Origin of the sequence: Brucella lupini (assembly GCF_002252535.1) — a bacterium.
Classification (GTDB): domain Bacteria; phylum Pseudomonadota; class Alphaproteobacteria; order Rhizobiales; family Rhizobiaceae; genus Brucella; species Brucella anthropi.
Genome location: NZ_NNRN01000029.1, coordinates 145505 through 170381 on the forward strand (window position 1 = coordinate 145505; position 24877 = coordinate 170381).

The following is a 24877-nucleotide window of genomic DNA, read 5'->3' on the forward strand; positions in this document are numbered from 1 at the left end:
AGGTTAAGACCGGCCAGATCAACCGGGATGGCGGGCGAGCGAACAACGGGGCTGCCATTCGGCATGCAGCACGATATCCTGCTGCGCCCGATCGGCGCTATCGAGCCGCTCCAGGACCAGACGAGCCGCGGCTTCGCCAACCTCGAGCAGCGGCTGCCGGATTGCCGTCAGTTTAGGGGTAAAGAACGACATCCAGTCCAGATCGTCGAAGCAGACCACGGACAGTTGCTGCGGAATGGAAATATCGAGTTCGCTGATTGCCAGCATGGCGCCGGCTGACATCAATCCATCGGTGGTAAACAGCGCTGAAGGCGGGGTTTCCCGGGTCAGCAACGCGATGGCGTGCTGGCGGGCAATATCGATCGAATAGCTGCCCACCTGGGCAACGAGGCTCGGATCAAAGGCGATCCCGGCTTCTTCATGCGCTTCGATATAGCCGAGCAGACGTTGCCAGCTCGGATAAAGCGATGAAATATCGATTTTCTTGTGCTGGCGGTCGTGAAGAAATGCGTTGAGATTCTTGTAGCGGCCATGCTCGAGTTCCGCCAGTACGCCAATCCGACTATGGCCGTCGAGAATCATTTGGGTCACTGCGGCGTGGGCGGCCTGGCGGCCATTGACGGTCACCGAATCCGCCTTCAATCCCTTCACGCGGCGATCGATCTGAACCACCGGACAGCCGCTGGCAACGACATCGTGCAAGTGCTGCGCCTTGAGAATATCACAGGGCGCAATGATGATGCCGTCGGCCTGCTTTTCGCGCAGAAGATCCACTGCCTCCAGCTCACGATCGATCGATTCATCGCTGTTGGTGACGATCAAGCCAAAGCCGCGCGCACGAACCACATCGGAAATACCGCGCAGAATACTGGCGTAAAACGGGCTTTGCATGTCGCCCGCGACAACGCCTATGGTCTTGCTGCGCCCGGTGATAAGACTGCGTGCCAGCAGATTGGGGCGATAGCCCAGCATATCAGCGGATTTCTTCACCTTGTCGCGGATTTCTTCGCTGGTATAGCCATAGCCGCCCAATACACGTCCGGCGGTCGCGGTGCTGACGCCGGCCAGGCGCGCCACATCGGCAATGGTCGTCTTGTCGGCGCGTCGTTCACTCATGTCTGCGCGTTCCTTCCAAGCAGTTTCACGCTGCTCAATACCTGTACCGTTTCATAGGCGATGATGGGCCTGATCTCAACTTTCAACTTGACGGATGCGATCAATCAATGGCTATATTGTGAGAACGTTCGCATATCATTTTCAGCAACGCAAGTAGAAGACGAGCCTCGCACGGGGATAAAGTTCCAATCAAAGGGGAGATAAATGACCAATCGTCGCAAAACCGCATCCCGGCGCATGATGGTAGCGCTGGCGGCGCTGGCCACGGCCGCCAGCATCACCTCGGTGCATGCCGCACCGATCAAGGCACTACAGGACGCTGTGCCGGAGAATTACAGGAAGGGCGTCAAGATTGCTGCCTTCAATGACTGGCCACCGGACGAGTTTGTCGAAGACGGCGTCCTGAAAGGCTGGAGCATCGACATGGCCAAAGCCATGTCGGAACGCATTGGCGTACCATTCGAATTTACCGCAACCAGTTTCGACGCCATCATTCCGGGCCTGGCCAGCAAGCGTTTTGACGCCGGATTTTCTTCCTTCGGTGTGACGCTGGAACGGCTTGATTCGCTTGATTTCATTCCTCAGCGCAAGGAAGGCACCGCCTATGCCTTCTTGAAAGGCAAGGACTTTTCCATCAAGTCGGAAAAAGATCTGTGCGGCCATAGCGTTGCAGTGATGACAGGTGCCTGGGACTACCAATATCTGAAGGAAAAGAGCGCGGAATTGTGCGAATCCGCCGGTGAGAAGCCGATTAACCTGCAGCAATTCACCACCCAGAACGCCGCCGAACTGGCTGTGTCCTCGGGGCGTGTTGAGATGGTGGCGGCCGGATCGGCAAAAATGCACTATATGGCCAAGATTACGGGGCGCTTCAGCGTATCTGAACTGGTCAGCAATCCGGTCTTCAACGGCATTGGCGTGCGCAAGGGTGATGCGCTTGGGCCAGTTTTCCGTGATGCCATCCAGTCCATGATCGATGACGGCTCCTACAAGGAAATCATGGCAAAGTGGGGCGTTGATGGCGCCGGCACCCTGGAAAAGGCGGTTCTGGTTACTAAGGACAATCCGGAGCCAAAATAGTCAGGGCCGATTGAAGGAGAACGCCCGTCAGCCGGCGGCGGTGCGAATACAGCCGCGGTCCATTACGCAAGGGCCGGCCCGGAACACGGGCCGGCGGGTTTGGTAAGTTCGAATACGAATTTCGCTAAACACGATACGGTAGTCTGGAGTAAATCATGGCAAGAACAGCAAAGACGGTCGCGCACCGGCCGGATATACATAGTGTCAAACCGATACCCGTGCGCCATCCGTCTCGATGGATCACCGGCGCCGTGCTCATTCTGATCGCATTGAGTTTTGTCAATATGCTGGCGACCAATGAGAACCTGCAATGGAACATTGTTGTGCGCTACATGTTTCATCCCGACATTCTCGCTGGCTTGGCGCGCACGCTGTTCCTGACTTTTGCCGCAATGATCTTCGGTTTTGCAATCGGCATCATACTGGCCGTGATGCGCCTTTCGGCCAATCCGGTGCTGCAATGGGCAAGCTGGCTGTGGATATGGTTCTTTCGCGGCGTTCCACCCCTGGTTCAGCTGATTTTCTGGTACAATCTGGCGCTTCTGGTTCCCAATCTGACCATTGGCATTCCGTTCGGGCCGACATTGTGGTCCTGGGACATGAACACGCTGATCACGCCGATGAGTGCAGCACTGCTTGGCCTGTCCTTTACAGAAAGCGCCTATGCCGCCGAAACCATCCGCGCTGGCATCCAGGCGATCAATCCGGGCCAGACCGAGGCCGCCGCGACACTTGGCATGACGCGGTTTCAGATCATGAAGCGCATCGTGCTGCCGCAGGCAATCCGTATTATCATTCCGCCGATCGGCAATGACACCATTTCAATGCTGAAATTCACGTCGCTGGTCAGCGTGCTTGCCTTGCCCGATCTGCTCTATTCGGCGCAGATGATTTATTCGCGCACATATCAGACCATTCCGCTGCTGATCGTGGCTACGATCTGGTATCTCATCCTGTCAACCGCCCTGACTATCATCGAACACCATATAGAGAACCACCTGAAATCCCGGCAGATCACCCGTTCCGCGTCATTCCTGTCCAGACTGCTGCCCTTCAAATTTGCGCTTGGATATCAAAAATGAATGAAACGCCCGCGAGCTTGCCACTGCTGCAGGTGGAAAGACTGACCAAATCTTTTGGCAATCACCGGGTGCTCGACGGCATCGACATAACGGTGGAAAAGGGGGACGTGACCTGCATTGTCGGCCCATCCGGCTCCGGCAAAAGCACATTGCTGCGCTGTCTGAACTATCTCGAAGTGCCGGATTCGGGTGCCGTGTTGCTGGAAGGCGAGCCGATCGGCATGCGTTGGCAGGGTGAGCGGCTTTATACGATGTCCTTCAACGAACTGGCACGCCAGCGCCAGAAAATGGGCATGGTGTTCCAGGGCTTCCATCTCTTCCCCCATAAGACCGTGGTGGAAAACATCATCGAGGCGCCTATGATCGTGCGTAAGATTAGCCGTCAGGCGGCCATTGCTGCGGCGATGAAGTTGCTGGAAAAAGTCGGCCTTACCGAGCGCGCGAATTATTATCCCGACCAGCTCTCCGGTGGGCAGCAGCAACGCGTGGCGATTGCCCGTTCATTGGCCATGCAGCCTCGGCTGATGCTTTTTGATGAACCCACATCAGCTCTTGATCCGGAACTGGTCGGTGAGGTTCTGGCGGTGATGCGCCAGTTGGCCGAAGATGGCGTGACCATGATTGTCGTCACGCATGAAATGAACTTCGCCCGCGAAGTCGCCGACCACCTGATTTTCATGGATGGTGGCGTGATTGTTGAATCCGGCCCGCCTAAAAAGGTTATGGGCAATCCACAACATCCGCGTACTAAAAGTTTTTTGAAGCGCGTGGCGTGACAGGAACGAATGATGATAATTCTCAATGCACAGCAAACCGAAGCCGCGCTCGATTATCCGGGATTGATCGAAGCCTTGCGTCAAGCGCATGCGAGCGGCAAACGACCGCAAAGCGACACTACCGTGCTTCAGGATCGGAAAAGCGCAGACAACCAGTTTGTGTCCCTGGTAGCTTGGCTCGAAGGGGAGGCGGTTGCCGTCAAGCTGGTCGGTGTTTTCCCTGCGAATGTCAAACTTCCTGTGGCCCAACCTTCGATCCAGGGCACGGTAACACTGTTCAGCGGTCAGACCGGCGAAGCACTCATGGTCTGTGATGGCGCCATTGAAACCTTCAAGAAGACGGCGGCAGATTCGGCACTTGGCGCCAGCCTGCTGGCGCGCAAGGACGCCCGTACCTTGCTAGTGGTTGGTGCCGGGGGGCTAGCGCCCCATGTGGTGCAGGCTCATTGCGCCAGCCGACCGTCGATCGATCAAGTCTTTATCTGGAACCGCAACTTCGACAGGGCGGAAAAACTTGCCAGCCGACTTGACATTGCTGGCGTCGACATCGTTGCCGTGGAGAATCTCGATAACACAGTCTCGATGGCGGACATCATATCGTGTGTCACCATGTCGACCAATCCGCTGGTTAAGGGAAAACTCCTCAAAGAGGGCGCTCATGTCGATCTGATCGGTGCCTATATGCCGGACATGCGTGAAGCCGATGATGACGTGTTCCGTCGTGCCGGACGGGTATTTGTTGATACGCGCCATTGCTGTGATGGTTCGGGCGAACTCGGAATTCCGCTCGCCACTGGACTGATCAAGCATGAGCAGATCGAAGCTGATTTGATTGAGCTATGTCAGTCAAAACATCCGGGCCGCAGCGATGATCGCCAGATCACGGTCTACAAGAATGTCGGTGGCGGGCATCTCGATCTGTTTACTGCCCAATATCTGTACAGCACTTTTTAGAGGCGGCGGGGCCACGTTTAACACACACGATATTGAACACCGGATGGTTGCGAAGGCCCGTTGTTGACTGGCAATCAGGTCGCGGCGCTAACATTCTCCCGAATCATTTCATCGTGCTCTCGAAGCAGCAATAGTTAGCCTTCTCTTCGAAGCGTCAAGGTTGGCGTGGAGTGCTTCGTTCCCTTATTCCGAAAGGCCTGTTAAGCAGAAAGAAGCCGCCGAAATACCTCGGCGGCTTCTTCCCGACATCGCGATAATCCGGATGGCTAACTAGACAGTTTCCAACTGTTCAGGGCTCAGTCGGAGCGCTGCGGCCCGACGGTGTCCTTCGAGCTGTTCCGTTGCACTTTGCCGAACAGCAGCTGGCGCTACAGCAGCAACGCCACGCTCGTCCAGCCATTGATGCGTGGCAATTTTTACGTATGAGCCCACCCAAAGTCCACCCGTGTAACGGCCCGCCGCCATAGTGGGCAGTGTGTGGTTCGTGCCGCAGCATTTGTCGGAGTATACAACACTGGCCAGTTCGCCGATGAAAATCGAACCATAGTTGCGGAGCTTTTTCGCCGTTGCCTTCGGGTCGCGTGTGTGGACCTGAAGATGCTCTGTTGCGATATAGTCGGAGTAGGCGATCATGGTTTCTTCGTCGTCAACAACGGTCACTTCGCCGTAATCTTTCCATGCAACCCCTGCTACAGCAGCGGTGGAAAGGTTCCGCAGCTGTTTTTCGACTTCTTTGATGGTCTCATCCGCCAGCTTCCGATCTGTCGTAACCAGGCCAACGCGTGTGCGGACGTCATGCTCAGCCTGAGCAAGCATGTCGGTCGCCAGCGTCGCAGGATTGGCTGTTTCGTCGGCAACGATGAAGATTTCGCTTGGGCCCGCAAGCTGATCAATACCTACTTGGCCGAAAACCTGACGCTTTGCTTCGTTTACAAACGCATTGCCGGGCCCCACGATTTTGTCGACCGCGGGAATAGTCTCCGTGCCATATGCCATGGCTGCGATTGCCTGTGCACCGCCGACGCGGAAGATGCGGTCTGCACCCGCCAGATGACAGCCTGCAATCATGGCCTGATGCGCATTCGGGGGAAGACAGGCGATGACCTGATCACAACCAGCGACTTTGGCCGGGACGATCGTCATTACCGGGGCTGAGAGAAGAGGATAACGTCCGCCTGGTACGTAACAGCCTACGATTTCAATCGGAATAACCCGATGACCGAGATGCAGGCCCGGCAAGCTCTCTATTTCCAACGGGAGGATCGTGCCGAGTTGTGCTTCGGCGAAACGGCGGACATTGGCGATGGCAAATTCGGTGTCTTGACGCGTCTGCGGATCAAGGTCGGCAACGGCCTTGAGCTTTTCTTCCTCAGTGACCTCGAAACGGTCGAGATCCGCTTTATCAAAAGCATGAGAATATTCGCGAACAGCAGCATCGCCGCGTTCTCGGACATTTGCGATGATGTCCTTCACTATTTTTTCGACCGGCGCCGTATCAGAGACGGCGTCTCGTGTCGGTTCTTTTATTTGAATAAACTTGCCTTTCAGCGCATCGAGACGCGACGTCATCAAAACCTCCTGTGTGGGATGATCATCCTCAACATCTTCCAAGCTTGGCTATCCGACAATTGCCCACAAACCATATGTTCATTATAATCACCAAAGCAGGTGAACCAATTTCGCTCCAGGTATCCTCCCTGCGTTTACGATGACAATGTGGGTAAGCACAGAAACATGGAAAACGATATATGCCTAAAATCGGTAGCAAACTTCGCGAACTTCGTCGTCGCCGAGATCTGGGAGTTCGAGAACTCGCCGCTCGTTCCGGGATATCTCACTCCACAATATCATTGATCGAACGTGACCGGATGAGCCCGTCCATCGACACTCTTGGTGCAGTACTCGATGCGTTGGGGACAACACTGACCGGTTTTTTCTCCGATTTGCAATCCAGCCTTCCCTATTCGCCCTTCTATTCGTCGGCAGATTTAGCTGAAATTGGGAAGGTAGATACTATTTCCTATAGAGTAATCGGTCTGGACCATCCCAATCGAGAACTTCTCATGTTACATGAACGTTATGCACCTGGGGCGGATTCTGGCGAGGAATTCACTCACGCAGCACAGGAGGCTGGCATGGTGCTTTCTGGTCTGGTTGAAGTTACGGTCGGAAGCCAGAAGAGGGTGCTAAAACCCGGCGATGGGTATTATTTTGATAGCCGTATGCCTCATCGGTTTCGAAATGTCTTCGACGGTCAGAGCGAGATTATAAGCGCGGTTACTCCGCCAACTTATTAATCCCTTCACCCTATACTGAAATATGGTGAATATATTGACCGTTTCGGTTAACCCCGCTTTCCAAAGTTTTCAAACGTGCTTTGCTATAGGCCATCGAGAGCACAAAGGGGAGCGTCCGATGAACATACTCAAAGTTTCGATTATAGCGTCCACAGTCCTGGCAGCAGGTGTCTTTGGTGTCCAGGCCCGTGATCTGACCGTTGTATCCTGGGGAGGAAATTTTCAGGACGCGCAACGTAAAATTTTCTTTCAACCCTTCGCCTCCACGATCGGCAAGCCGGTTTTAGATGAAAGTTGGGAGGGCGGTTACGGCGTTCTCCAGGCCAAGGTGAAGGCCGGTGTTCCAAACTGGGACGTGGTGGAAGTTGAGGCTGAAGAATTAGCGCTAGGGTGCGCCGACGGTATCTATGAGAAAATTGATTGGGAGAAGCTTGGCGGGAAGGATGCATATCTTCCTGCAGCAGTCAGTGACTGTGGTGTTGGCAATATCGTGTGGTCGACCGGGCTTTCATATGACGGCGAAAAGCTCAAAGAAGAGCCAAGGACATGGGCTGATTTCTGGGATACGAAGAAGTTTCCCGGCAAGCGCGGCCTTCGCAAAGGGCCGAAATACGCTCTTGAGTTCGCATTGATGGCCGACGGCGTTCCTGCTAATCAGGTTTATGAAGTTTTGAGCAGTGACGGCGGCGTTGACCGGGCTTTCAGGAAACTTGAAGAATTGAAGGCAGATATCATCTGGTGGGACGCTGGCGCGCAGCCGCTACAGCTGCTCTCGTCAGGGCAGGTCGTTATGACTTCTGCTTACAATGGTCGTATCAGCGGCATCAACCGGTCCGAAGGCAAGAAGTTCGGATTTGTGTTCCCGGGCAGTGTATACGCCATCGATAGCTGGGTCATTTTGAAAGATAGCCCGAACAAGGATGCGGGCATGGATTTCATCGCCTATGCCAGCAAGGCGGAGAACCAGGCGAAGCTTCCTGAATATATCGCTTACGGTTTACCGACCCTTGGGGCGACGAAGCTGGTGCCTGAACAGTTCCAGAAAGAGCTTCCGACTGCCGATGAAAACATCGGCGGAGCCATCGCTCTGGACGTGGATTTCTGGACCGACAACCTGGAAGAGTTGACGCAGCGTTTCAATGCCTGGCTAGCTCAATAAGAATCAACGATTGCAATCTCTTGCTCCGTTGCCCTCAGGGGCAGCGGAGCAGCCTTTGGCCTCGAGACTGCCAAAAATCAGCGCAGGTTATGATGAGTGACGCGTTTATCCATTTCGACCAGGTCAGCAAAGCGTTCGGTATGATGACCGTTGTCGATAATCTCGATCTGTCGATTGGCAAGGGAGAGTTCGTGAGCATGCTGGGCCCATCCGGGTCCGGCAAGACAACACTTCTCATGATGCTGGCCGGTTTCGAGAATCCAACTAGCGGTGCAATTGCTGTCGGTGGCAGGCGCGTAGATGCTTTGCCGCCCCATAAGCGAAATATGGGAGTTGTATTCCAGAATTACGCTTTGTTTCCTCACATGTCTGTTGCGGACAACGTAGGATTTCCGCTCAAGATGAGGGGCCTTTCCAAAGCCGAGATTGTCGAGCGTGTGACGAAGGCCCTCGACATGGTTCAACTGGGTGCCTTCCACGAACGTCGACCAATACAATTATCCGGTGGTCAGCAACAGAGGGTTGCGCTGGCTCGCGCATTGGTATTCGAGCCGGAAGTCGTATTGATGGACGAGCCGTTGGGCGCTCTTGACAAGAAGCTTCGCGAACAGATGCAGATGGATATTCGCGATATCCATCATCGCTTAGGCTTGACTATCGTCTTTGTTACACACGATCAGACTGAAGCTTTGACGATGTCCGATCGCATAGCGATCTTCAATCATGGCAAGATCGAGCAGATCGGCGAACCCTCGGAAATTTACGACCGGCCAAAAACTCAATTCGTTGCCGAGTTTATTGGCGAAACTAACCTAGTGAGCGGCACAGTCGCTTCATCGTCCAATGGCATCGTGGACGTCACTTTGGATGATGGTCAAACAATCAAAGTAGCATCTACCGCAGGCTTGGAACCTCGAAGCACTATCAATGTGTCTGTGCGCCCGGAACGTATAGAGCTCGGACAGTCTGGAGCGGCAAAAAATCAGCTAAAGGTAACGGTAGCCGATATTGTGTATCACGGTGACCATCTTCAGGTACAAGTGGACGCCGGAAACAGATCCTTCGTGGTCAAGGCTACTAGAACTGCGATCACGCCAAAAATAGGGCAAGAGGTCATAGCCTCTTTCGCTCCGGAACAATGCTGGGTCGTTTCATGAACCGTCCATCTCGGCTCCAAAATCAAATCAAGTCGATAGCGCTAATTGCACCACTGGGTCTCTTCCTGGCATTTTTCTTCGTCGCACCACTTGCAACGATGATGAAGTCGGCGGTTTCCGATCCTATCGCGTCAAGAGCACTACCCACCGTATCCGAGTCCCTGCAGGATTGGGACAGAGCAACTGTCCCGTCGGCGGCAGCTCAGCTAGCACTCGCCAACGACATCCGAAATGTCAGCGACGATGAGCTTTTCGGCGACTTGGTCCGTCGATTGAACAGTGCAAAGTCCGGCTTTCGCACCTTGATGACCAAGACACGTACCGCTGTCGCGGAGAACCAGTCAATCTCCGATCTGGTGTCGGTGGACCCGCGATGGAGCGATCCGGTATTCTGGATTGCAATCCAGGAAGCGGCTAGCACCACGATTACCGACAGAAACCTGCTGTCGGCTGTCGATCTACAGCGAGACGCCAACGGCAGTATCATCAATGTGCCCGAAGATAAATCCGCCAATCGGACCACGCTCTTTCGAACGCTGATCATGGCCGGAGTGGTGACGATATGTTGTGTTGCTATAGGACTACCCTTTGCGATGGTTGCCGCATCGACTAATGGTTGGAGACGTCAATTGCTACTGGGAGCTGTGCTTCTTCCTCTCTGGACTTCGCTCCTTGTGCGAACTGCAGCCTGGTACATCATTCTTCAGGACAATGGCCTCATCAATATGACGCTTCAAACCCTTGGTTTGACAAGCGGGCCCGTACCACTCATCTTCAACCGGTTGGGCGTCGTGATTGCAATGACCCACGTCCTTCTACCCTTCATGGTACTGCCGATCTTCAGCGTTCTCATCGGGATTCCGAAAAACCTGATGCCTGCTGCTGCATCGTTAGGCGCATCACCCATTCGAGCTTTTTTGTTGGTACTGCTGCCCCTTAGCCTTCGGGGTGTCGTGTCCGGAGGGCTTCTCGTCTTTATGAGTGCACTTGGTTACTACATCACACCAGCACTGATCGGGGGGGCTAAGGATCAGATGATTAGCTCTGTCATCGCCTATTACGCGACTGGGGCGGCCAATTGGGGTATGGCCGGCGCGCTTGGAATCGTGCTTCTGGCTGCAACAATGATCCTCTACGTCGTCTATCTTCGTCTATCTTCGGAGGAAGCGCGCGCATGAGAACGCTCATCGTCAGCAAGGCAATATTCGGGTCTGGGGTTATCATTTTTTTGATGGCTCCGTTATTTGCCATCCTTCCTCTGGCTTTTACAGACAGCATTTTCTTGAATTACCCGATTCCTGGTTTTTCTTTTCGTTGGTTTCATGAGTTGTTCACGGCCGACGCTTGGCGTCGATCCATCGTCAATAGTTTAATTATTGGAATTGGAACGACGATCCTTGCGAGCATTCTTGGTACGGTTGCTGCACTCGGATTACGTGGAAAGTCTGTATCTTTGTTATTCAGCTTCTTTCGAACAGTATTTCTGCTGCCAATGGTCGTTCCAGCAGTCGTGCTTGGCGTCGGCATGCAGTTGATGTTCGCACAGTATGGCCTCGCAAATACGTATATGGGTGTCATCGTTGCTCATACGGTCATTGCAATTCCGTTTGTTGTTGTTAACGTGACCGCTGCGCTTCAGGGCATTGACCGCCGCCTGGAAAATGCCGCAGCTAGCCTTGGCGCATCACCTTGGATGGTTTTGCGTCAGGTAACACTACCATTGGCAACACCGGGCATCGTGACAGGGGCGGTGTTTGCTTTTGCAACGTCCTTGGACGAAGTCGTGCTAACCTTGTTTGTTGCAGGTCCGAACCAACGCACGGTTGCTCGTCAGATGTTCTCGACAATCAGAGAGAATATAAGTCCAGCCATCGCTGCTGCGGCGTTTCTGTTCATTATTGGAACGATCATCATCGCCTCGCTCTTACTGCTTTCAAAGCGAAACCCCCGAGCACACGGCTAATATAACAAGACCGCAGTAAGGAAATAGCGATGTGCGGTCGTCCGATCCGTGTTCGAACAAGAGCGGCAAGGTATGGATATGGGTCGTCGAGAGCCAATCTTGATACAAAGAAGTTTTTGACTGGCAATCTGGAAAAGACCTGCGCGACGGGCCCTTGAAAGCTTCCGAGTCACTTGGCTTTTGCAAGAATTCTTCGCGCTCGTTCGCACAAGGGTGCATCGATCATCGTCCCATTGATCAGCGCGGCTGCGCCCGCTGCTTCCCTTTCTACGGCCAGAACGCGCGTCGCCCAGTCGATTTCCTGTTGTTTGGGACGAAACGCTGCTCGTATAGTTTCGATCTGTGCAGGATGAATTGCCAGCTTGCCGCCAAAGCCCATAGCAGCGGCATGGTTGCTGTCAGATGCAAGCAGGCTAACATCGTTGATAGCGACAGTTACTCCATCGAGTGGCGCTGGCAGTCCATACGCGCGCGAATAAAGGACCATGTTTCCTCTTGCCAATAAGAGAGCTTCTCTTTGGTGAGCCGCACCGATATCCAGCGCATAATCAACCGACCCAAAGGCGAGCTGCACGAGGTTTGGCGACACACCGAGTTGGCTAAGATGCGCTATGCCGTGCGCAGTTTCAACCAGTGCAATGATTGGCACGTTTGAACAACCGATGGTATTGGCAACTTGGCACAGATCGTTGGCGGTTTCCGTTTTCGGGAGCATGACACCTGAAATCGGGAGCTTGGAAGCAACAGCGAGATCGGCTTCATGCCAAGGCGTAGCCCTGCCATTGACGCGAAGGAATACCGGGACTGAAAAGCCGTCTACGTGACCTGCGAGGGCATCGCGAGCACCGTCTTTTGCGTGAGGCGCAACCGCATCCTCAAGGTCAATGATGATTGCATCGGCGCCGCTCTCAGCAGCTTTGTGAAACCGGTCCGGACGCGTGGCGGGGACGAACAGGGGACATGTGAGAGGCTGGAAGGTCACCATGTTGCGATTGCCGTCATTGCTGTGACGTCTCCTGCTGTTATTGTGGCGAGCTCCAGCCCTTCCTTGGTTTTCCATGCCCGGGCCCGAAGCGTTTGCGTACCGCATGCGGGGCTTACACCTCGGAAGGCAAAGCGCCGCGGGATGCTGCCTCCCACTGCTATCGACAGGTTCAGCAATACCGTGGCCTGAAGCGGGCCGTGGATAACCAATCCAGAGTAAAATTCGACATCACGGGCATAGGCTTCGTCGTAGTGGATACGGTGCCCATTGAAGGTCAGCGCTGAGTAGCGAAACAGCAGAATGGGATCAACGTCGATCGACCACTCAGCGTCTTCATCGCCGCGTGCGTCGGGACGCGCGAGTGCAGCCGGTGCGGTGGCAGCTGCACGGTAAACGATATCATGCCGCTCACGCATTGCCGTGCCACGTTCCGTTTTAATTTCGTGGTGGACTGTCACGAAGCATAGTGTGCCGCTTCGACCGGTCTTCGTCTGGACATCGTCGATCCGCGAAACCCGCGTCACCTCATCTCTCTCGCGAAGCGGGTCGATGAACTCGATCTCGCCGCCTGCCCACATGCGGCGGGGTAGGGGAACGGGTGGTAGGAAACCACCCTTGGCAGGATGGCCGTCTGGCCCTAGTCCAGAAGCTTCAACGGCGTGTGGCGACAAGCACCAATGGATGCCAGCCGGCGCTGCGCCAGTTTCTGTGAGATGGGGAGAAAGTGAGGCCCTAAACCGGTCCAGAAGACGAGGGGTCAGCGTTTCGGAAGGCGACGTCTCAATCCGGCCGATCCAGGCGGAGAAATCGGGTTGTTCCGTCATCATTCTCTTTCCAATCTTACTTAGCGATCATCGTTCAGCCCGCGCTCTGAAGGAGAATTCAGCGCGAACCGTAGCCGTTGCCGTACCAAGACCAGGAACCGGACCGGGCTGGAAACGCCGATCTCGGCCTGCGGGACGTGGTACGGATGCCATCTGTCCGTCCGGTAAAGTAATCTCCACGGTATGAAGCGCAGGGTGTGAACCAAGGTCGCGCACCTCTGAATAGCGCCCCCAAGCCACGCCAGCAGTTTCAAGCCGGGCAATCGCATCGGCAACGTCGAGGCCGGTGAATACCGGTTCCAGCTCCTGATCGACGGCGGCGCGGTTAGCCACGCGCAACGCATTCGTCGCGTAGGCGGGATCCTCACCAAGCTCCGGGCGCCGGACCACATCCGTGCAAAGACTTCTCCATTCCCGGTTAGTCTGCACAGCGATGATTACCACGCCGTCCCGACAGGTAAAGGGACGGTAAGGATAGATAGTCGCGTGTGACAGACCATAGCGGCCGGTTTCTTTTCCGGCATAGCGGTGGTGCAGGAGCGGTACGGCCATCCAGTCAGCCATCGCGTCAAACATAGCAATCTCGATCTGCTGTCCGCGGCCAGTCCGTCCACGCACTATCAATGCTTCCAAAATGGCGGCATGGGCATTCATACCAGTCGCGATGTCGGCGGCAGATACACCAATTTTGGAGGGTGTGTCCGGCGTGCCGGTCACGGCGCAGATGCCGCTTTCGGCCTGCACCAACATGTCGTAAGCGCGCATAGGTGCATAGCACGTGTCCTGCCCGTAACCGTTGATCGATACGGCAATCAGACGAGGAAAACGCTTTTCGATGACTTCGGAAGACAGTCCCAGGCGGGAGAGCGCCCCGGGGACCAGATTCTGGACCAAGACGTCAGCACGTTCTAGCATGGAAAACAGAATGTCGAGGTCGGTCTGATCCTTGAGGTCAAGCACCGCGCTTTCCTTGCCCCGGTTCAACCAGGCGAAATATGCCGAAGTCCCGTGGACCGTTGAATCGTAGTTGCGGGCGGTTTCGCCACCCTCGCGCTCGACTTTGATGACACGTGCGCCAGCGTCGGCCAGTCGCACTGTGCAGAGCGGTGCTGCGACTGCCTGCTCAATGGCAACCACCAGAATTCCGGAAAGAGCGCCCTCAGACATTGCGTTGTTGTCCCGAACGAGCGAGCACCCCGGGCTTCAGTCGCTCGTTCTGCCCATAGTCATCTGCCGGATGGAAGAACAGACGAGGGGTCTGCTCGATGGTTTCAAGCCGGTGCCGATAGGCAGACAATTGCTTGACCCGCGTCGCCTCATCTTCACGCGCAGGCATATAGGCGAGATAGGGCGGCAGAACGTCGAAACCGGTATAGCGCAGCAGCCCGTTATGAATCGGCCAAAACACAGTGAGTATATCGCCGTCGATTCCATCCGGCGCATAAGTGTCGGCTGACGTACCCGTTGTGGCAGCTAACATCGCGAGTTTGCCCTTGAACATGCCCGTGTCATATTTGCGACCCGGCAAGTAAGCAAAGCCGCGCGCGAACACACGGTCCGCCCATCCTTTCAGGATCGCTGGCATGCTGAACCACCAGACCGGAAACTGGAAAATTACGAAATCGGCTCGTATCAGTTTTTCCTGCTCGCCGGCGATATCGTTTGCGATCGTGCCGTTCTCCATCGCTACCGTCTGTTCACGCGCGAGGCTGAAGCGCGAGGGTACCGAGCGTGGACCGTCTATATCGCCCGGCCCGGCGACGGCGTTCCAGTCCATGGCATAGAGATCGGACACTTCGACCGAATGCCCCTGTGCCTTCAGCGTTTCAACTGCAACATCGCGCATAGCTCCGTTGAAAGAGGTCGGTTCAGGGTGGGCATAGACAATCAAGACGTTCATTGAAAACCTCAGTAAGAGCGCGGCAGACCCAGCACATGCTCGGCGATATAGGACAGGATGAGATTGGTCGAAATCGGCGCAACCTGATAGAGGCGCGTTTCGCGGAACTTGCGTTCAACGTCGTACTCTTCCGCAAAGCCGAAACCGCCAAACGTCTGCACAGTGGCATTGGCCGCCTCGAAGCTGGCATCGGCGGCCAGCATCTTGGCCATATTCGCCTCTGCGCCGGGGTTATGGCCTGCCTCATAAAGGGAGAGGGCCTCGCGGACCATCAGTTCGGCGGCCCGCATGTTCGCGTAGGCTTTGGCGATTGGAAACTGGATTCCCTGGTTCTTTCCGATAGGACGGTCGAAGACCGTACGTTCCTTGGCGTAGGACACTGCTTCTTCAATGAACCATTTCGCGTCGCCCACGCATTCGGCGGCAATGAGAATGCGCTCGGCGTTCATGCCGGAAAGTATGTATCGGAAGCCTTTTCCTTCCTCGCCGATCAGGTTCTTTGCGGGGACACGCAGGTTGTCGAAGAACACCTCTGTGGTGGCATGGTTCATCATGGTGCGGATTGGCCGGATGGTCAGGCCGTTACCCTTGGCCTCACGCATATCCACGAGGAGAACCGACAGTCCGTCCGTCTTCTTCATACCTTCTGTGCGCGGGGTGGTGCGGGCAAGCAGAAGCATCAGGTCGGAGTACTCCGCCCGGCTCGTCCAGATTTTCTGTCCGTTGACGATGTAATGATCGCCCTCCAGGCGTGCGGTCGTTTTCAATGCACCGGTATCGGTGCCATTTGTCGGTTCGGTCACACCGAAGGCCTGAAGGCGCAGTTCTCCGCTAGCAATTTTGGGGAGATACTCGTGTTTCTGCTCGTCCGAACCGTGGCGCAGCAGGGTGCCCATTGTATACATCTGGGCATGGCAGGCGCCGCCGTTGCACCCGGCGCGCTGCATTTCCTCAAGAACAGCCGCGGCGGCTGAGAGTGGGAGGCCAGCGCCACCGAATTCCTCCGGGACCAGAACCGATAGCCAGCCGGCTTCTGTCAACGCGTCGACGAACTCCTGCGGATAGGCCATGTCGCGATCGAGCTTACGCCAGTACTCGCCGGGAAACTTCGCACAGAGCTTTGCCACGGCGTCACGGATATCGGAATATTTCTCGACGGCGTCGGTCACTGTGCTCACTCCTCTGGCTTTGTGCTTATGATGCTTGCCAGAGACGAGGCATGCCGACAACGACCAGTCTTATAGATCAGCTATAAGGAAATTCTATCGCTCGAACTCCAAGCTTACTCGTCGGCCATTAGGGCAGCCTTTTTCACCCGAGACAGGGCCCCCGTTTCGTCAGCTTCTGGAGGCAATTGGCCGGGCCAGACACTCTGCCTGACCATTTGCCTGACATTCGAAGCGATGATCTCGCCTGCGAACCGCGCAAGTCTGGGTACGGGTCTATCCGTCGGATAGGAGAGAATAAGCCGGCGCACTGGGACAGGATTTCGCAGGGGGGCGGCGCAAAGTTGCCCGGCAGCAAGGTCTTTGTGAATTGGCGCCAAGGGAAGGATTGTTGAGCCATGTCCGCTGCGGACCAATGATTTCAACGTCGAATAACTGTCGGCCTCGACTGGTACATGCAGGGCAAAGCCGCAATCGTCTGCGCATTTATCAAGGATCACGCGCAAGCCGTGCCCCTTGCTTGGTAACAGAAGGCGCGTATTTTCCACGTCTGCGAACTCTACCGCAACTTCCTGAGACAATCCCGATCCCGGCGGACCGATGAGAAAAAGAACCTCTTCCAACAGGGGCTGAACACGCAGGGTGCGCGCTGACTTGGGATCGTAGAGGATTGCCGCATCTATTTCGCCACGATGCATCCAGTCCAGAAGATATCCGGAATAGGCGCTGACAATTCGCAATGTCGCGTCGGGGTGACTGCTGCGAAACGCAGCGACGAGCGGCTCAGACAGGATGTCAGCCACCGTGGGAGGCATTCCGATGGAAACGTGTCCTCGAAGGGGGGCATTCTCATCGGATACTGACGCCCGGATTTCATCGAGCTCGACCATTACCCGCAAAGCGTGACGCAGGACATCCTGCCCCTGGTCGGTGACGATCATGCCTCGACCGTGACGGTCGAACAGACGGACCCCAAGTTCTTCCTCTAGCAGCCTGATCTGCCGGCTGAGCGCAGGCTGGGCAATGTGCAACCGGTCGGCTGCCTTGGACAGGCTGCCGAGTTCGGCGACGTGGATGAGCGTTCTGAGCTGAGATAATTCCATGCTATACAATACCGCTATATCTGTTCATGAAAAAGGGTCGATGTAGATAATCTTCGGCAAGGCTATACGGTAAATATCAAGCCACGCCGGGAGACCTGCAATGACTGTCGCTGAGGCGATCCCCATGAAAGAACGAAACCGAGATTTGGCCAAGAATTGGCCGATGGCTCTTTATGACGTGTTGAAGGACGCCGGTGTCCGCCAGATGTCCTATGTGCCGGATGCCGGTCACTCTACGCTGATTCGGCTGTTCGGCGAGGACAGGGATGTAACGACCAATGTCCTGACGACCGAGGAGGAAGGAATCGCGATCGCGACAGGCGCTTGGCTCGGCGGCCAGCGTTCGGTGGTGCTAATGCAGTCGTCCGGTGTGGGCAACTGCATCAACATGCTGTCGCTTCCAGTGCAGACCCGCACACCGCTCTTGATGCTCGTGACGATGCGCGGCGAATGGGCGGAATTCAACCCATGGCAGGTGCCGATGGGGCAAGCGACGGAAGCCTCGCTTAAGGCGATCGGTGTGACCGTCCTGCGTGCGGAAACGGGCGAGGCTCTGGTGGAGGTCGTTGAACAGGCCGCTAGTATGGCCTTTGATGCCGACCAGCAGATTGCGGTGCTGATAGGCCAACGCCTGCTTGGCAAGAAGAAGTGGTGAGGTCTATGACGCAAGAAGTGATGGATCGCCGCGCGGCGGTGAACAAGCTTTTGGCAGCGCGCGACGGGGCGCTGGTGGTAACCGGTCTTGGCTCGCCCAGCTATGATGTGCACGCCGCCGGGGACGTGGATAGCAATTACTATCTCTGGGGTGCGATGGGCGGTGCGGCTCTGACCGGCCTTGGCTTGGCACAGGCTCAACGCGACAAGCGAGTGATGGTCATTACCGGCGACGGGGAGATGTTGATGGCCTTTGGTGCGCTGGCCACGATCTCCGTAGCAAAGCCGGCCAATCTCGACATCATTGTACTGGATAACGAGCATTTTGGGGAAACCGGAATGCAGTCCAGCCATACCGGACGGGGCATCGCATTTGACAAAATTGCCGCTTCTGCAGGGTTTGCGGATACGGCCGAGTTACGCAGTCTGGATGAAGTCGATGGACTGGTCGAGCGTTTGGCCAAGCCCGCCAGAGGTCCGCGACTGTTTGTCCTCAAGATCAAGGCGGAAAATCTGCCGCGCTCATTGCCGCCGCGCGATGCAACATTCGTCAAAAACCGCTTTCGCGCCCATGTGGGTTTTGCAACCTGCTGAGGCAATTCTGGAGAGAGCAGTTGATGACGATTGCCCTCCCATCGTTTTTTGGAAACGGCGGGAAGGGCCGTAAGAGGAGAGACGACATGGCGCTACAGCAGTTTCACAATACGATCGGCGGTCGGCTCCAGCCTGTTCGCGATACGTTCGAAACTTTCGATCCCTTCACCGGCAAGCCCTGGGGGCTGATCCCATTGGATGGGCCAGTCGAAGTTGAGGCTGCTGTTGCTGCTGCCAAATCAGCATTCCGATCCCCGGATTGGGCTGGCCTCACGGCGAGCGCGCGTGGAAAACTGCTAGTGCGACTGGCGGACCTGATTGCGGAAAACGCAACGCGCCTAGCGGCACTCGAAACACGCGACAACGGCAAGCTCATTGTCGAGATGGAAGCGCAGTTGCGCTACATTCCCGAATGGTTCCGCTACTTTGGTGGGCTGGCCGACAAGATCGAAGGTGCGGTCTTGCCGATCGACAAGGTGGGAATGTTCGCCTTCACCCGGCGCGAACCTATCGGCGTCGTTGCGGCGATCGTGCCGTGGAATTCACCGCTGATGTTGCTCACATGGAAGCTGGCGCCATTACTGGCCGCCGGCAATACCGTGGTGATCAAGCCCTCGGAACATACCTCTGCTTCCGCATTGGAATTCGTCAAGCTGTTTGAGCAGGCAGGCTTTCCGCCTGGCGTCGTCAATACAGTCACGGGCATGCCAGTGGATGTCGGCGTGCCGTTGGTCAATCATCCCGATGTGTCGAAAATAGCGTTCACTGGCGGCGAGCCTGGCGGCATTGCCGTCTATCGTGCTGCTGCGGAAGGCCTCAAAACTGTCACGCTGGAACTCGGCGGCAAATCCGCCAACATCGTGTTTGCAGACGCCAATATCGACAATGCAGTGAATGGCGCGATCTCAGGTATCTTTGCGGCCTCGGGCCAGACCTGCATTGCCGGTTCGCGCCTGCTTGTTCAGCGCGCGGTCCATGACCGCGTGGTCGAGGGCGTGGTCAAGCTGGCCGGAACGGCGCGTCTCGGCAATCCTGCCGATAAGACAACGCAGGTTGGTCCCATTACCACTCAGGCACAGCGTGCCAAGGTTCTGTCTTACTTCGATATCGCTCGCGGTGAAGGTGCGGAAGCCGTGCTTGGGGGCAAGGCGCCGGATGCGGAAGAACTTCGTACCGGATGGTTCGTTGAACCTACGATTTTCTGCGGCGTCAACAACCAGATGCGCATCGCGCGCGAGGAAGTGTTTGGACCGGTTCTGTCTATCATTCCATTTGACGATGAAGAGGAGGCATATGCCATCGCCAATGATAGTCCCTATGGGTTGGCGGCGGGTCTGTGGACCGGCGACATCGCGCGCGCTATTCGTGGCAGCGCGGCGCTTGAGGCGGGCACGGTCTGGATTAATTCCTATCGCGCGGTGAGCTATATGGCGCCATTCGGGGGTTACAAGCGAAGCGGCGTCGGACGCGAAAGCGGACAGGAGGCTATCAATGCATATCTACAAACCAAGACGGTCTGGATCGATACCGCTGGTGCAGTCGCTAACCCTTTCGTGATCCGCTGAGATGGCTATGACTGATACTAAAAAGGCAAGGATTGTTATCGTCGGTGGCGCAATCATGGGGAGCTTCGCAGCGTGGTTCCTTCGTCGCGAAGGATTTGCAGGCGAAATCACGGTGGTCGAGAAGGACCCGACCTATCAGTTCTGTTCTACAGCACTGTCGGCAGCGTCAATCCGCACGCAGTTCGGTACACCGGTCAACATCTACATGAGCCTGTTCGGCGTGGATTTCTTCCACCGCATCAAGGAGACCTTCGGTGCTTCCGCGGACATCGGTTATGTAGAAAACGGCTACCTGATCCTTGGCGGGCCGGAAACAGGAGAGGCCCGCCGCATAGCTGCAGAAATGCAACGCGCGGAAGGGGCCGATGTCATCGCCCTGACGCCAGAAGAGGTTGTTGCTCGCTTTCCCTATTTGTCGGTAGAAGACATTGGCGTCGGAACTTTCGGCGCGAGCGGTGAGGGATGGTTCGATGCCTGGTCGCTTCTTTCCCTGGTGCGCGGAGCAGCGAAGGATTTGGGCGTACGTTATGTCTCCGCTCGCGTCGACGGCTTCGACATTGAGGGTACGCGCATAAGCGGCGTTCGGTTGCACGATGGCGTGGTTCTTCCTTGCGACTGGTGCGTTATGGCGGCAGGAGCGGCTTCGGGAGCTTTGACGACGGCGCTCGGCCAACCATTGCCCGTGTCACCGCGAAAGCGCACCGTGTTTTCCTTCCGTGCGCCTCTGAAGGCCGCGAACTTTCCGATGCTATTCGACTCCTCGGGTATCTGGACCCGTCCGGAAGGGGAGGGTTTCATTGGCGGCATCCAGCCGCCCGCAGACCGCGACCATGATGCAACAGACGATTTCGAGCCGCATCACGAACTGATGGAAGAGATCTTCTGGCCAGCGCTCGCAGCGCGCATTCCTGCCATGGAGCAATTGCGGCTGGAGCGGTCCTGGGCGGGCCATTACGAGATCAATGCCCTCGATCACAACGGCGTCGTTGGCCCGCATGACGAGATATCCAATCTTGTCTTTTCGACCGGCTTTTCGGGCCACGGCGTCATGCATGCGCCCGCAGCCGGGCGGGGTGTGGCGGAGCTTATCGTAAATGGTGCCTATACCAGCCTCGATTTATCGCCATTGGGATATCATAGGATTCGTGCGGGCCAGCCGATGCCCGAAAGCATCATCTACTGAAGGAGATTGCTATGAGGTTTGGGGGAAAAGTCGTTGTTATCACGGGTGCTGCGCAGGGGATTGGTCGGGCCACCGCTGAACGCTTCCTCTCGGAAGGCGCCAATGTGGTTATCTCGGATGTTTACGAAGAACGTCTCAAGGCAACAGCGAAAGAAATCGGAACGCCGGACACGCTGCTGTCTGTGATCGCAGATGTAAGCCGCAAGGATCAGGTCGATGCGCTGATCGCCAAGGCGGTCGAGCGGTTTGGTCGGCTTGACGTCATGGTGAACAATGCCGGCATTTGTCCTATCGTGCCGTTCCTCGATGTGACAGAGGAAACCTATGATCAGGTGCTCGACGTCAACTTGAAGGGCGCGTTTTTCGGAACCCAGGCCGCTGGTCGCCAGATGATCGCGCAAGGCGGTGGAGGTGTCATCATCATCATGTCATCGATTAATTCGGGTCTCGCTAACCCCAATGTGGCACCCTACGCAATCTCCAAGGGCGGCATGAACCAGATCACGGGTACTGCGGCTGTCGCTTTCGCACCGCATAACATCCGCGTGGCGGGTGTCGGGCCGGGCACGATTATGAGCGAGATGGTTGCGGGCGATTTCGTCAACAGCGCTGGTCATAAGGCGATCATGATGCGCACCCCAATGGGCCGCTATGGCGAACCGAAGGAGATCGCCTCAGTCGTCGCGTTCCTTGCCAGCGACGATGCGTCGTTTATCACCGGTGAGACCGTCTATCCCGATGGTGGCCGGCGTGTGCTCAACTACGTCATGCCTCTGGCGGAGGATTGATCATGAACCCTGTATTCGAGAAGCTCCACCATATCTGCCTCGTCGTTCAAGACATCGACAAGACGCAGGCCTATTACGAGTCGATTGGTGTCGGGCCATGGATCGCCTATCCGCCATTGATAGAATATACCGACCTCAACGTGCCCAATCCCGTTGCCTTCGGTAAGATGCAGTATCGTATCTGTAATCTCCCCAACATCCAGTTGCAGCTTTGCCAACCAAGCGAGGATCCGTGCCCGCAGCGCACCTTCCTGGAAGAGAAAGGCGAAGGCGTCTTCCATCTCGGTTTCGAGGTGCCGGATGCGGACGCGGCGGAATCGGAGGCCGGAATTCCGGTCAAAATGTCGGGACGCCGCGAGAACCGCACGGGCTTCACCTATTTTGATACGGCGGACGTTGGCGGCGTCGTGCTACTGACGCGCTCAACCAATAGGCCCGGTACATGAAATGAAGATAGACCTGAATTCCGATCTTGGTGAGGGTTTCGGCCCATGGACTATGGGCGACGACGCGGCAATGCTTGATGTGGTCACCTCGGCCAATATTGCCTGCGGCGGTCACGCCAGCGATCCAGAAACCATGTTTGCCGCGCTGCGGCAGGCAGCCGCTCGTGGCGTGGTCATCGGTGCGCACCCCGGTTATGCCGATCGCGAAGGGTTTGGTCGGCGGGTCATCCCGATGGAGCGGGGCGAGATCGGGCGCATGGTCGCGGCCCAGGTCGGCAGCCTCCAAGGGGTTGCAGCGCTCGCCGCGGCGGAGGTGCGCTATGTGAAACCTCACGGTGCTCTGGGTAATCTTGCTGCGGATGACCGGGCGGTTGCCGAGGCCATCGTCACGGCAGTCGCGGCTTTGCCGGGAAAGCTGGCAATCCTTGCCATATCGGGAACCGAACTGGAGCTGGCTGGGCGGATGGCCGGGCTGGAGGTGTTTTCCGAAATCTTCGCCGACAGGGCCTATCTGCCGAACGGACGACTGGTTCCCCGTTCTCGTGCTGGCGCCGTCTTGCACGATGCTAACGAAGCGGCTGAACGGCTCATCCGTTTTCTGGACACTGGTCAGATGCCGACAATTGACGGCGAACCAATCGCACTCGCGGCGCAGTCGATCTGTGTTCACGGCGATACGGCAGGCGCGCTTGCCATGGCACAGACAATCCGCGCAAGACTTGAAAAAGCTGGCGTTTCGGTCGGGGCCTTCCTGAATGGTGAGATGGAATAAAGACAATGGCCAAAGGATATTTGTTTGCCCGGTCCATTGTTGCCAATGCGGTTGCGCTTCACCGGGGAGCTGCTTGACGTGCACGACGTTTCCGGTTTTGAGCGCTCCTATCCTTTCTACAGTCACATCGCCGAACACAGCCTGCTTGTCGAATTTGGCGACCGGATCGACCACGATATTCATGACGCGGTTCTGCGGCTCGACAAAGCGCTGTCAGCGGAACCGTTTGACGGGTTTCTCGAAGCCGTTCCGGCTTATGCCGGAATTCTCATTCGCTTCGATCCCCTAGTGAGTGATCATGCGGCGGCGGAACGCGCGACGCGACATTTGCTTGGGCGCGCCAGCGTCGGTGCTGCGAAACCTGCGTCCCGCGAAGTTCTCGTCTGTTACGACGATGATTTGTCACCTGATCTCGATGTTGTCGCGGATATGACGTGTCTTGGGCGAGACGCGGTGATCGCGGCGCATCTGGCAGGGCGATACGACGTCTTCATGTATGGCTTTGCACCAGGTTATGCCTATCTTGCCGGTGTTCCAGAGACGATCCATCTGCCGCGCAAGCCAGCGGCTGTTCGCGGGGTTGCAGCGGGCAGCGTGCTGATCGCCGGCCCGCAATGCCTGGTCTCAACGATCACCATGCCGACCGGCTGGTGGATCATCGGCCGCTCTCCCACCCGTATTCTGACCGGCAACGACGACAGGCCGTTCCTTTTCGATGTTGGAGACCAAGTTCGATTTCGCCGCATAAACCGGGCGGAGTATGAGCGGGGACAGGCGCATGAGTGAGGCAGTCCTGTCCGTTAGCTTTGCTGGCCCACATGTTTCGGTGCAAGATGGCGGCCGTCCCGGCTTGATGCGCTATGGCGTTCCCGGATCTGGACCTTTGGACCGCAGTTCTTTTGCCGCCGCGAACGTGGCTCTTGGAAATGCGCCGGATGCCCCGGGCATTGAGATTTCCATGGGCGGGCTGACCCTGGAGTGCCTCACCGGCATCGTTAGCTTTGCCGTGGCCGGTGGCGGGTTCGTGGTTGAACACGCCGGACAAAGACGCGGCTCCTGGAGCATCGCGACCCTGAAGGCGGGTGAAAAGCTGACCATCCGTCCCGGTCCATGGGGGAGCTGGTGTTATCTTGCGCTTGCTGGCAGGCTTGAAGCGTCGCAGTGGCTGGGAAGCGTTGCGACCCACGCGATGTCGGGCTTCGGTGGTGGACGTCTGACATCTGGCCAGCGGTTACATATTCTGGACGCCGGGTGGCGCGAGGAGCGCGAGGGCCCGATACCATGTCCTATTACGGCCCGCCCTCCAAAGGAGG

Annotated in this window: 25 protein-coding genes and 1 pseudogene; 18 read left to right on the forward strand and 8 right to left on the reverse strand. The window is 56.5% G+C overall.

Features of this window, described 5'->3' with window-relative positions; all coding sequences use genetic code 11:
• Positions 1-18: 18 nt before the first annotated feature.
• A complete protein-coding gene (locus CES86_RS03010) occupies positions 19-1116 on the reverse strand; it encodes a LacI family DNA-binding transcriptional regulator (protein WP_036586993.1) in 1098 nt (365 codons plus the stop codon).
• Between the two features lie 204 nt (positions 1117-1320).
• On the opposite strand from CES86_RS03010, the gene CES86_RS03015 reads away from it, so the two are divergent.
• From CES86_RS03015 to lhpI, 4 genes are all read left to right on the forward strand, one after another.
• Positions 1321-2196 carry a transporter substrate-binding domain-containing protein gene (locus CES86_RS03015; protein ID WP_094513645.1) on the forward strand — a complete coding sequence of 292 codons (876 nt, stop codon included), beginning with the start codon at positions 1321-1323 and terminating at the stop codon, positions 2194-2196.
• A 155-nt stretch (positions 2197-2351) separates the two neighbouring features.
• Positions 2352-3278, forward strand: coding sequence for an amino acid ABC transporter permease (locus CES86_RS03020; protein WP_051517825.1), 927 nt, complete (start codon positions 2352-2354; stop codon positions 3276-3278).
• Positions 3275-4054 carry an amino acid ABC transporter ATP-binding protein gene (locus CES86_RS03025; protein WP_036586995.1) on the forward strand — a complete coding sequence of 260 codons (780 nt, stop codon included), beginning with the start codon at positions 3275-3277 and terminating at the stop codon, positions 4052-4054. Before CES86_RS03020 ends, CES86_RS03025 begins: the two co-directional genes overlap by 4 nt.
• A gap of 12 nt (positions 4055-4066) precedes the next feature.
• Positions 4067-5008 (forward strand): bifunctional Delta(1)-pyrroline-2-carboxylate/Delta(1)-piperideine-2-carboxylate reductase, encoded by a 942-nt coding sequence (lhpI, locus tag CES86_RS03030; RefSeq protein WP_036586996.1) that lies wholly within the window; start codon positions 4067-4069, stop codon positions 5006-5008.
• A gap of 270 nt (positions 5009-5278) precedes the next feature.
• On the opposite strand, the gene hisD is transcribed toward lhpI, so the two are convergent.
• Positions 5279-6577 carry a histidinol dehydrogenase gene (gene hisD / locus CES86_RS03035; protein WP_094513698.1) on the reverse strand — a complete coding sequence of 433 codons (1299 nt, stop codon included), beginning with the start codon at positions 6575-6577 and terminating at the stop codon, positions 5279-5281.
• 179 nt (positions 6578-6756) lie between these two features.
• On the opposite strand from hisD, the gene CES86_RS03040 reads away from it, so the two are divergent.
• The 5 genes from CES86_RS03040 to CES86_RS03060 all read left to right on the forward strand — a co-directional run bounded on the left by CES86_RS03040 (position 6757) and on the right by CES86_RS03060 (position 11584).
• On the forward strand, positions 6757-7305 hold the full coding sequence (locus CES86_RS03040) for a cupin domain-containing protein (protein ID WP_094513646.1): 549 nt from the start codon (positions 6757-6759) through the stop codon (positions 7303-7305).
• Positions 7306-7423: 118 nt separating this feature from the next.
• Positions 7424-8464, forward strand: a complete 1041-nt coding sequence (locus CES86_RS03045; protein WP_094513648.1) for an ABC transporter substrate-binding protein — start codon at positions 7424-7426, stop codon at positions 8462-8464.
• Positions 8465-8556: 92 nt separating this feature from the next.
• Complete coding sequence (locus CES86_RS03050) at positions 8557-9621, forward strand: ABC transporter ATP-binding protein (protein ID WP_167387087.1); 1065 nt, start codon at positions 8557-8559, stop codon at positions 9619-9621.
• Entirely contained in the window at positions 9618-10799 is a 1182-nt protein-coding gene (locus CES86_RS03055) for an ABC transporter permease (RefSeq protein WP_094513651.1), read from the forward strand. The genes CES86_RS03050 and CES86_RS03055 overlap by 4 nt, the downstream gene beginning before the upstream one ends.
• Complete coding sequence (locus tag CES86_RS03060) at positions 10796-11584, forward strand: ABC transporter permease (protein ID WP_094513652.1); 789 nt, start codon at positions 10796-10798, stop codon at positions 11582-11584. Before CES86_RS03055 ends, CES86_RS03060 begins: the two co-directional genes overlap by 4 nt.
• 169 nt (positions 11585-11753) lie before the next feature.
• Here the strand turns inward: CES86_RS03060 and CES86_RS03065 are convergent, their stop codons facing one another.
• The 6 genes from CES86_RS03065 to CES86_RS03090 form a co-directional block, all read right to left on the reverse strand.
• Entirely contained in the window at positions 11754-12569 is an 816-nt protein-coding gene (locus CES86_RS03065) for an HpcH/HpaI aldolase/citrate lyase family protein (RefSeq protein WP_094513654.1), read from the reverse strand.
• Positions 12563-13393: an FAS1-like dehydratase domain-containing protein gene (locus CES86_RS03070; protein ID WP_374828142.1), complete on the reverse strand. Its 831-nt coding sequence runs from the start codon at positions 13391-13393 to the stop codon at positions 12563-12565. The genes CES86_RS03065 and CES86_RS03070 overlap by 7 nt, the downstream gene beginning before the upstream one ends.
• Positions 13394-13420: 27 nt before the next feature.
• Entirely contained in the window at positions 13421-14560 is a 1140-nt protein-coding gene (locus CES86_RS03075) for a CaiB/BaiF CoA transferase family protein (RefSeq protein ID WP_094513657.1), read from the reverse strand.
• On the reverse strand, positions 14553-15293 hold the full coding sequence (locus CES86_RS03080) for an NAD(P)H-dependent oxidoreductase (RefSeq protein ID WP_094513658.1): 741 nt from the start codon (positions 15291-15293) through the stop codon (positions 14553-14555). The genes CES86_RS03075 and CES86_RS03080 overlap by 8 nt, the downstream gene beginning before the upstream one ends.
• Positions 15294-15301: 8 nt before the next feature.
• Complete coding sequence (locus CES86_RS03085; protein ID WP_094513660.1) at positions 15302-16462, reverse strand: acyl-CoA dehydrogenase family protein; 1161 nt, start codon at positions 16460-16462, stop codon at positions 15302-15304.
• Between the two features lie 113 nt (positions 16463-16575).
• Positions 16576-17562, reverse strand: a complete 987-nt coding sequence (locus CES86_RS03090) for a LysR family transcriptional regulator (RefSeq protein WP_094513661.1) — start codon at positions 17560-17562, stop codon at positions 16576-16578.
• A gap of 100 nt (positions 17563-17662) precedes the next feature.
• Here CES86_RS03090 and CES86_RS03095 point away from each other — a divergent pair, with 100 nt between their 5' ends.
• From CES86_RS03095 to CES86_RS03135, 9 genes and pseudogenes are all read left to right on the forward strand, one after another.
• On the forward strand, positions 17663-18217 hold the full coding sequence (locus CES86_RS03095) for a thiamine pyrophosphate-binding protein (protein WP_094513662.1): 555 nt from the start codon (positions 17663-17665) through the stop codon (positions 18215-18217).
• A gap of 5 nt (positions 18218-18222) precedes the next feature.
• Positions 18223-18810, forward strand: a complete 588-nt coding sequence (locus tag CES86_RS03100) for a thiamine pyrophosphate-dependent enzyme (RefSeq protein WP_094513664.1) — start codon at positions 18223-18225, stop codon at positions 18808-18810.
• 86 nt (positions 18811-18896) lie between these two features.
• Positions 18897-20375 (forward strand): aldehyde dehydrogenase, encoded by a 1479-nt coding sequence (locus CES86_RS03105; protein WP_094513665.1) that lies wholly within the window; start codon positions 18897-18899, stop codon positions 20373-20375.
• Between the two features lie 7 nt (positions 20376-20382).
• Positions 20383-21558, forward strand: a complete 1176-nt coding sequence (locus tag CES86_RS03110; protein WP_094513667.1) for an NAD(P)/FAD-dependent oxidoreductase — start codon at positions 20383-20385, stop codon at positions 21556-21558.
• A gap of 11 nt (positions 21559-21569) precedes the next feature.
• A complete protein-coding gene (locus tag CES86_RS03115) occupies positions 21570-22346 on the forward strand; it encodes an SDR family NAD(P)-dependent oxidoreductase (RefSeq protein ID WP_094513668.1) in 777 nt (258 codons plus the stop codon).
• Positions 22347-22348: 2 nt separating this feature from the next.
• The gene (locus CES86_RS03120; protein ID WP_094513670.1) at positions 22349-22792 is read left to right on the forward strand and encodes a VOC family protein; all 444 of its coding nucleotides are present in this window, start codon (positions 22349-22351) and stop codon (positions 22790-22792) included.
• 1 nt (position 22793) lies between these two features.
• Positions 22794-23564 carry a LamB/YcsF family protein gene (locus CES86_RS03125; protein WP_094513672.1) on the forward strand — a complete coding sequence of 257 codons (771 nt, stop codon included), beginning with the start codon at positions 22794-22796 and terminating at the stop codon, positions 23562-23564.
• Between the two features lie 126 nt (positions 23565-23690).
• The gene (locus tag CES86_RS03130; RefSeq protein WP_235819882.1) at positions 23691-24350 is read left to right on the forward strand and encodes a 5-oxoprolinase subunit B family protein; all 660 of its coding nucleotides are present in this window, start codon (positions 23691-23693) and stop codon (positions 24348-24350) included.
• A pseudogene (locus CES86_RS03135) lies at positions 24343-24877 on the forward strand (biotin-dependent carboxyltransferase family protein); the annotation flags it as partial. The gene CES86_RS03130 and the pseudogene CES86_RS03135, both read left to right, overlap by 8 nt.

Bases quoted from the DNA above. Each gene is read 5' to 3' on its own strand.
- CES86_RS03010 (WP_036586993.1), bottom strand. From the start codon at position 1,116: ATGAGTGAACGACGCGCCGACAAGACGACCATTGCCGATGTGGCGCGC.
- CES86_RS03015 (WP_094513645.1), top strand. From the start codon at position 1,321: ATGACCAATCGTCGCAAAACCGCATCCCGGCGCATGATGGTAGCGCTG.
- CES86_RS03020 (WP_051517825.1), top strand. From the start codon at position 2,352: ATGGCAAGAACAGCAAAGACGGTCGCGCACCGGCCGGATATACATAGT.
- CES86_RS03025 (WP_036586995.1), top strand. From the start codon at position 3,275: ATGAATGAAACGCCCGCGAGCTTGCCACTGCTGCAGGTGGAAAGACTG.
- lhpI (WP_036586996.1), top strand. From the start codon at position 4,067: ATGATAATTCTCAATGCACAGCAAACCGAAGCCGCGCTCGATTATCCG.
- hisD (WP_094513698.1), bottom strand. From the start codon at position 6,577: ATGACGTCGCGTCTCGATGCGCTGAAAGGCAAGTTTATTCAAATAAAA.
- CES86_RS03040 (WP_094513646.1), top strand. From the start codon at position 6,757: ATGCCTAAAATCGGTAGCAAACTTCGCGAACTTCGTCGTCGCCGAGAT.
- CES86_RS03045 (WP_094513648.1), top strand. From the start codon at position 7,424: ATGAACATACTCAAAGTTTCGATTATAGCGTCCACAGTCCTGGCAGCA.
- CES86_RS03050 (WP_167387087.1), top strand. From the start codon at position 8,557: ATGAGTGACGCGTTTATCCATTTCGACCAGGTCAGCAAAGCGTTCGGT.
- CES86_RS03055 (WP_094513651.1), top strand. From the start codon at position 9,618: ATGAACCGTCCATCTCGGCTCCAAAATCAAATCAAGTCGATAGCGCTA.
- CES86_RS03060 (WP_094513652.1), top strand. From the start codon at position 10,796: ATGAGAACGCTCATCGTCAGCAAGGCAATATTCGGGTCTGGGGTTATC.
- CES86_RS03065 (WP_094513654.1), bottom strand. From the start codon at position 12,569: ATGGTGACCTTCCAGCCTCTCACATGTCCCCTGTTCGTCCCCGCCACG.
- CES86_RS03070 (WP_374828142.1), bottom strand. From the start codon at position 13,393: ATGACGGAACAACCCGATTTCTCCGCCTGGATCGGCCGGATTGAGACG.
- CES86_RS03075 (WP_094513657.1), bottom strand. From the start codon at position 14,560: ATGTCTGAGGGCGCTCTTTCCGGAATTCTGGTGGTTGCCATTGAGCAG.
- CES86_RS03080 (WP_094513658.1), bottom strand. From the start codon at position 15,293: ATGAACGTCTTGATTGTCTATGCCCACCCTGAACCGACCTCTTTCAAC.
- CES86_RS03090 (WP_094513661.1), bottom strand. From the start codon at position 17,562: ATGGAATTATCTCAGCTCAGAACGCTCATCCACGTCGCCGAACTCGGC.
- CES86_RS03095 (WP_094513662.1), top strand. From the start codon at position 17,663: ATGACTGTCGCTGAGGCGATCCCCATGAAAGAACGAAACCGAGATTTG.
- CES86_RS03100 (WP_094513664.1), top strand. From the start codon at position 18,223: ATGACGCAAGAAGTGATGGATCGCCGCGCGGCGGTGAACAAGCTTTTG.
- CES86_RS03105 (WP_094513665.1), top strand. From the start codon at position 18,897: ATGGCGCTACAGCAGTTTCACAATACGATCGGCGGTCGGCTCCAGCCT.
- CES86_RS03110 (WP_094513667.1), top strand. From the start codon at position 20,383: ATGACTGATACTAAAAAGGCAAGGATTGTTATCGTCGGTGGCGCAATC.
- CES86_RS03115 (WP_094513668.1), top strand. From the start codon at position 21,570: ATGAGGTTTGGGGGAAAAGTCGTTGTTATCACGGGTGCTGCGCAGGGG.
- CES86_RS03120 (WP_094513670.1), top strand. From the start codon at position 22,349: ATGAACCCTGTATTCGAGAAGCTCCACCATATCTGCCTCGTCGTTCAA.
- CES86_RS03125 (WP_094513672.1), top strand. From the start codon at position 22,794: ATGAAGATAGACCTGAATTCCGATCTTGGTGAGGGTTTCGGCCCATGG.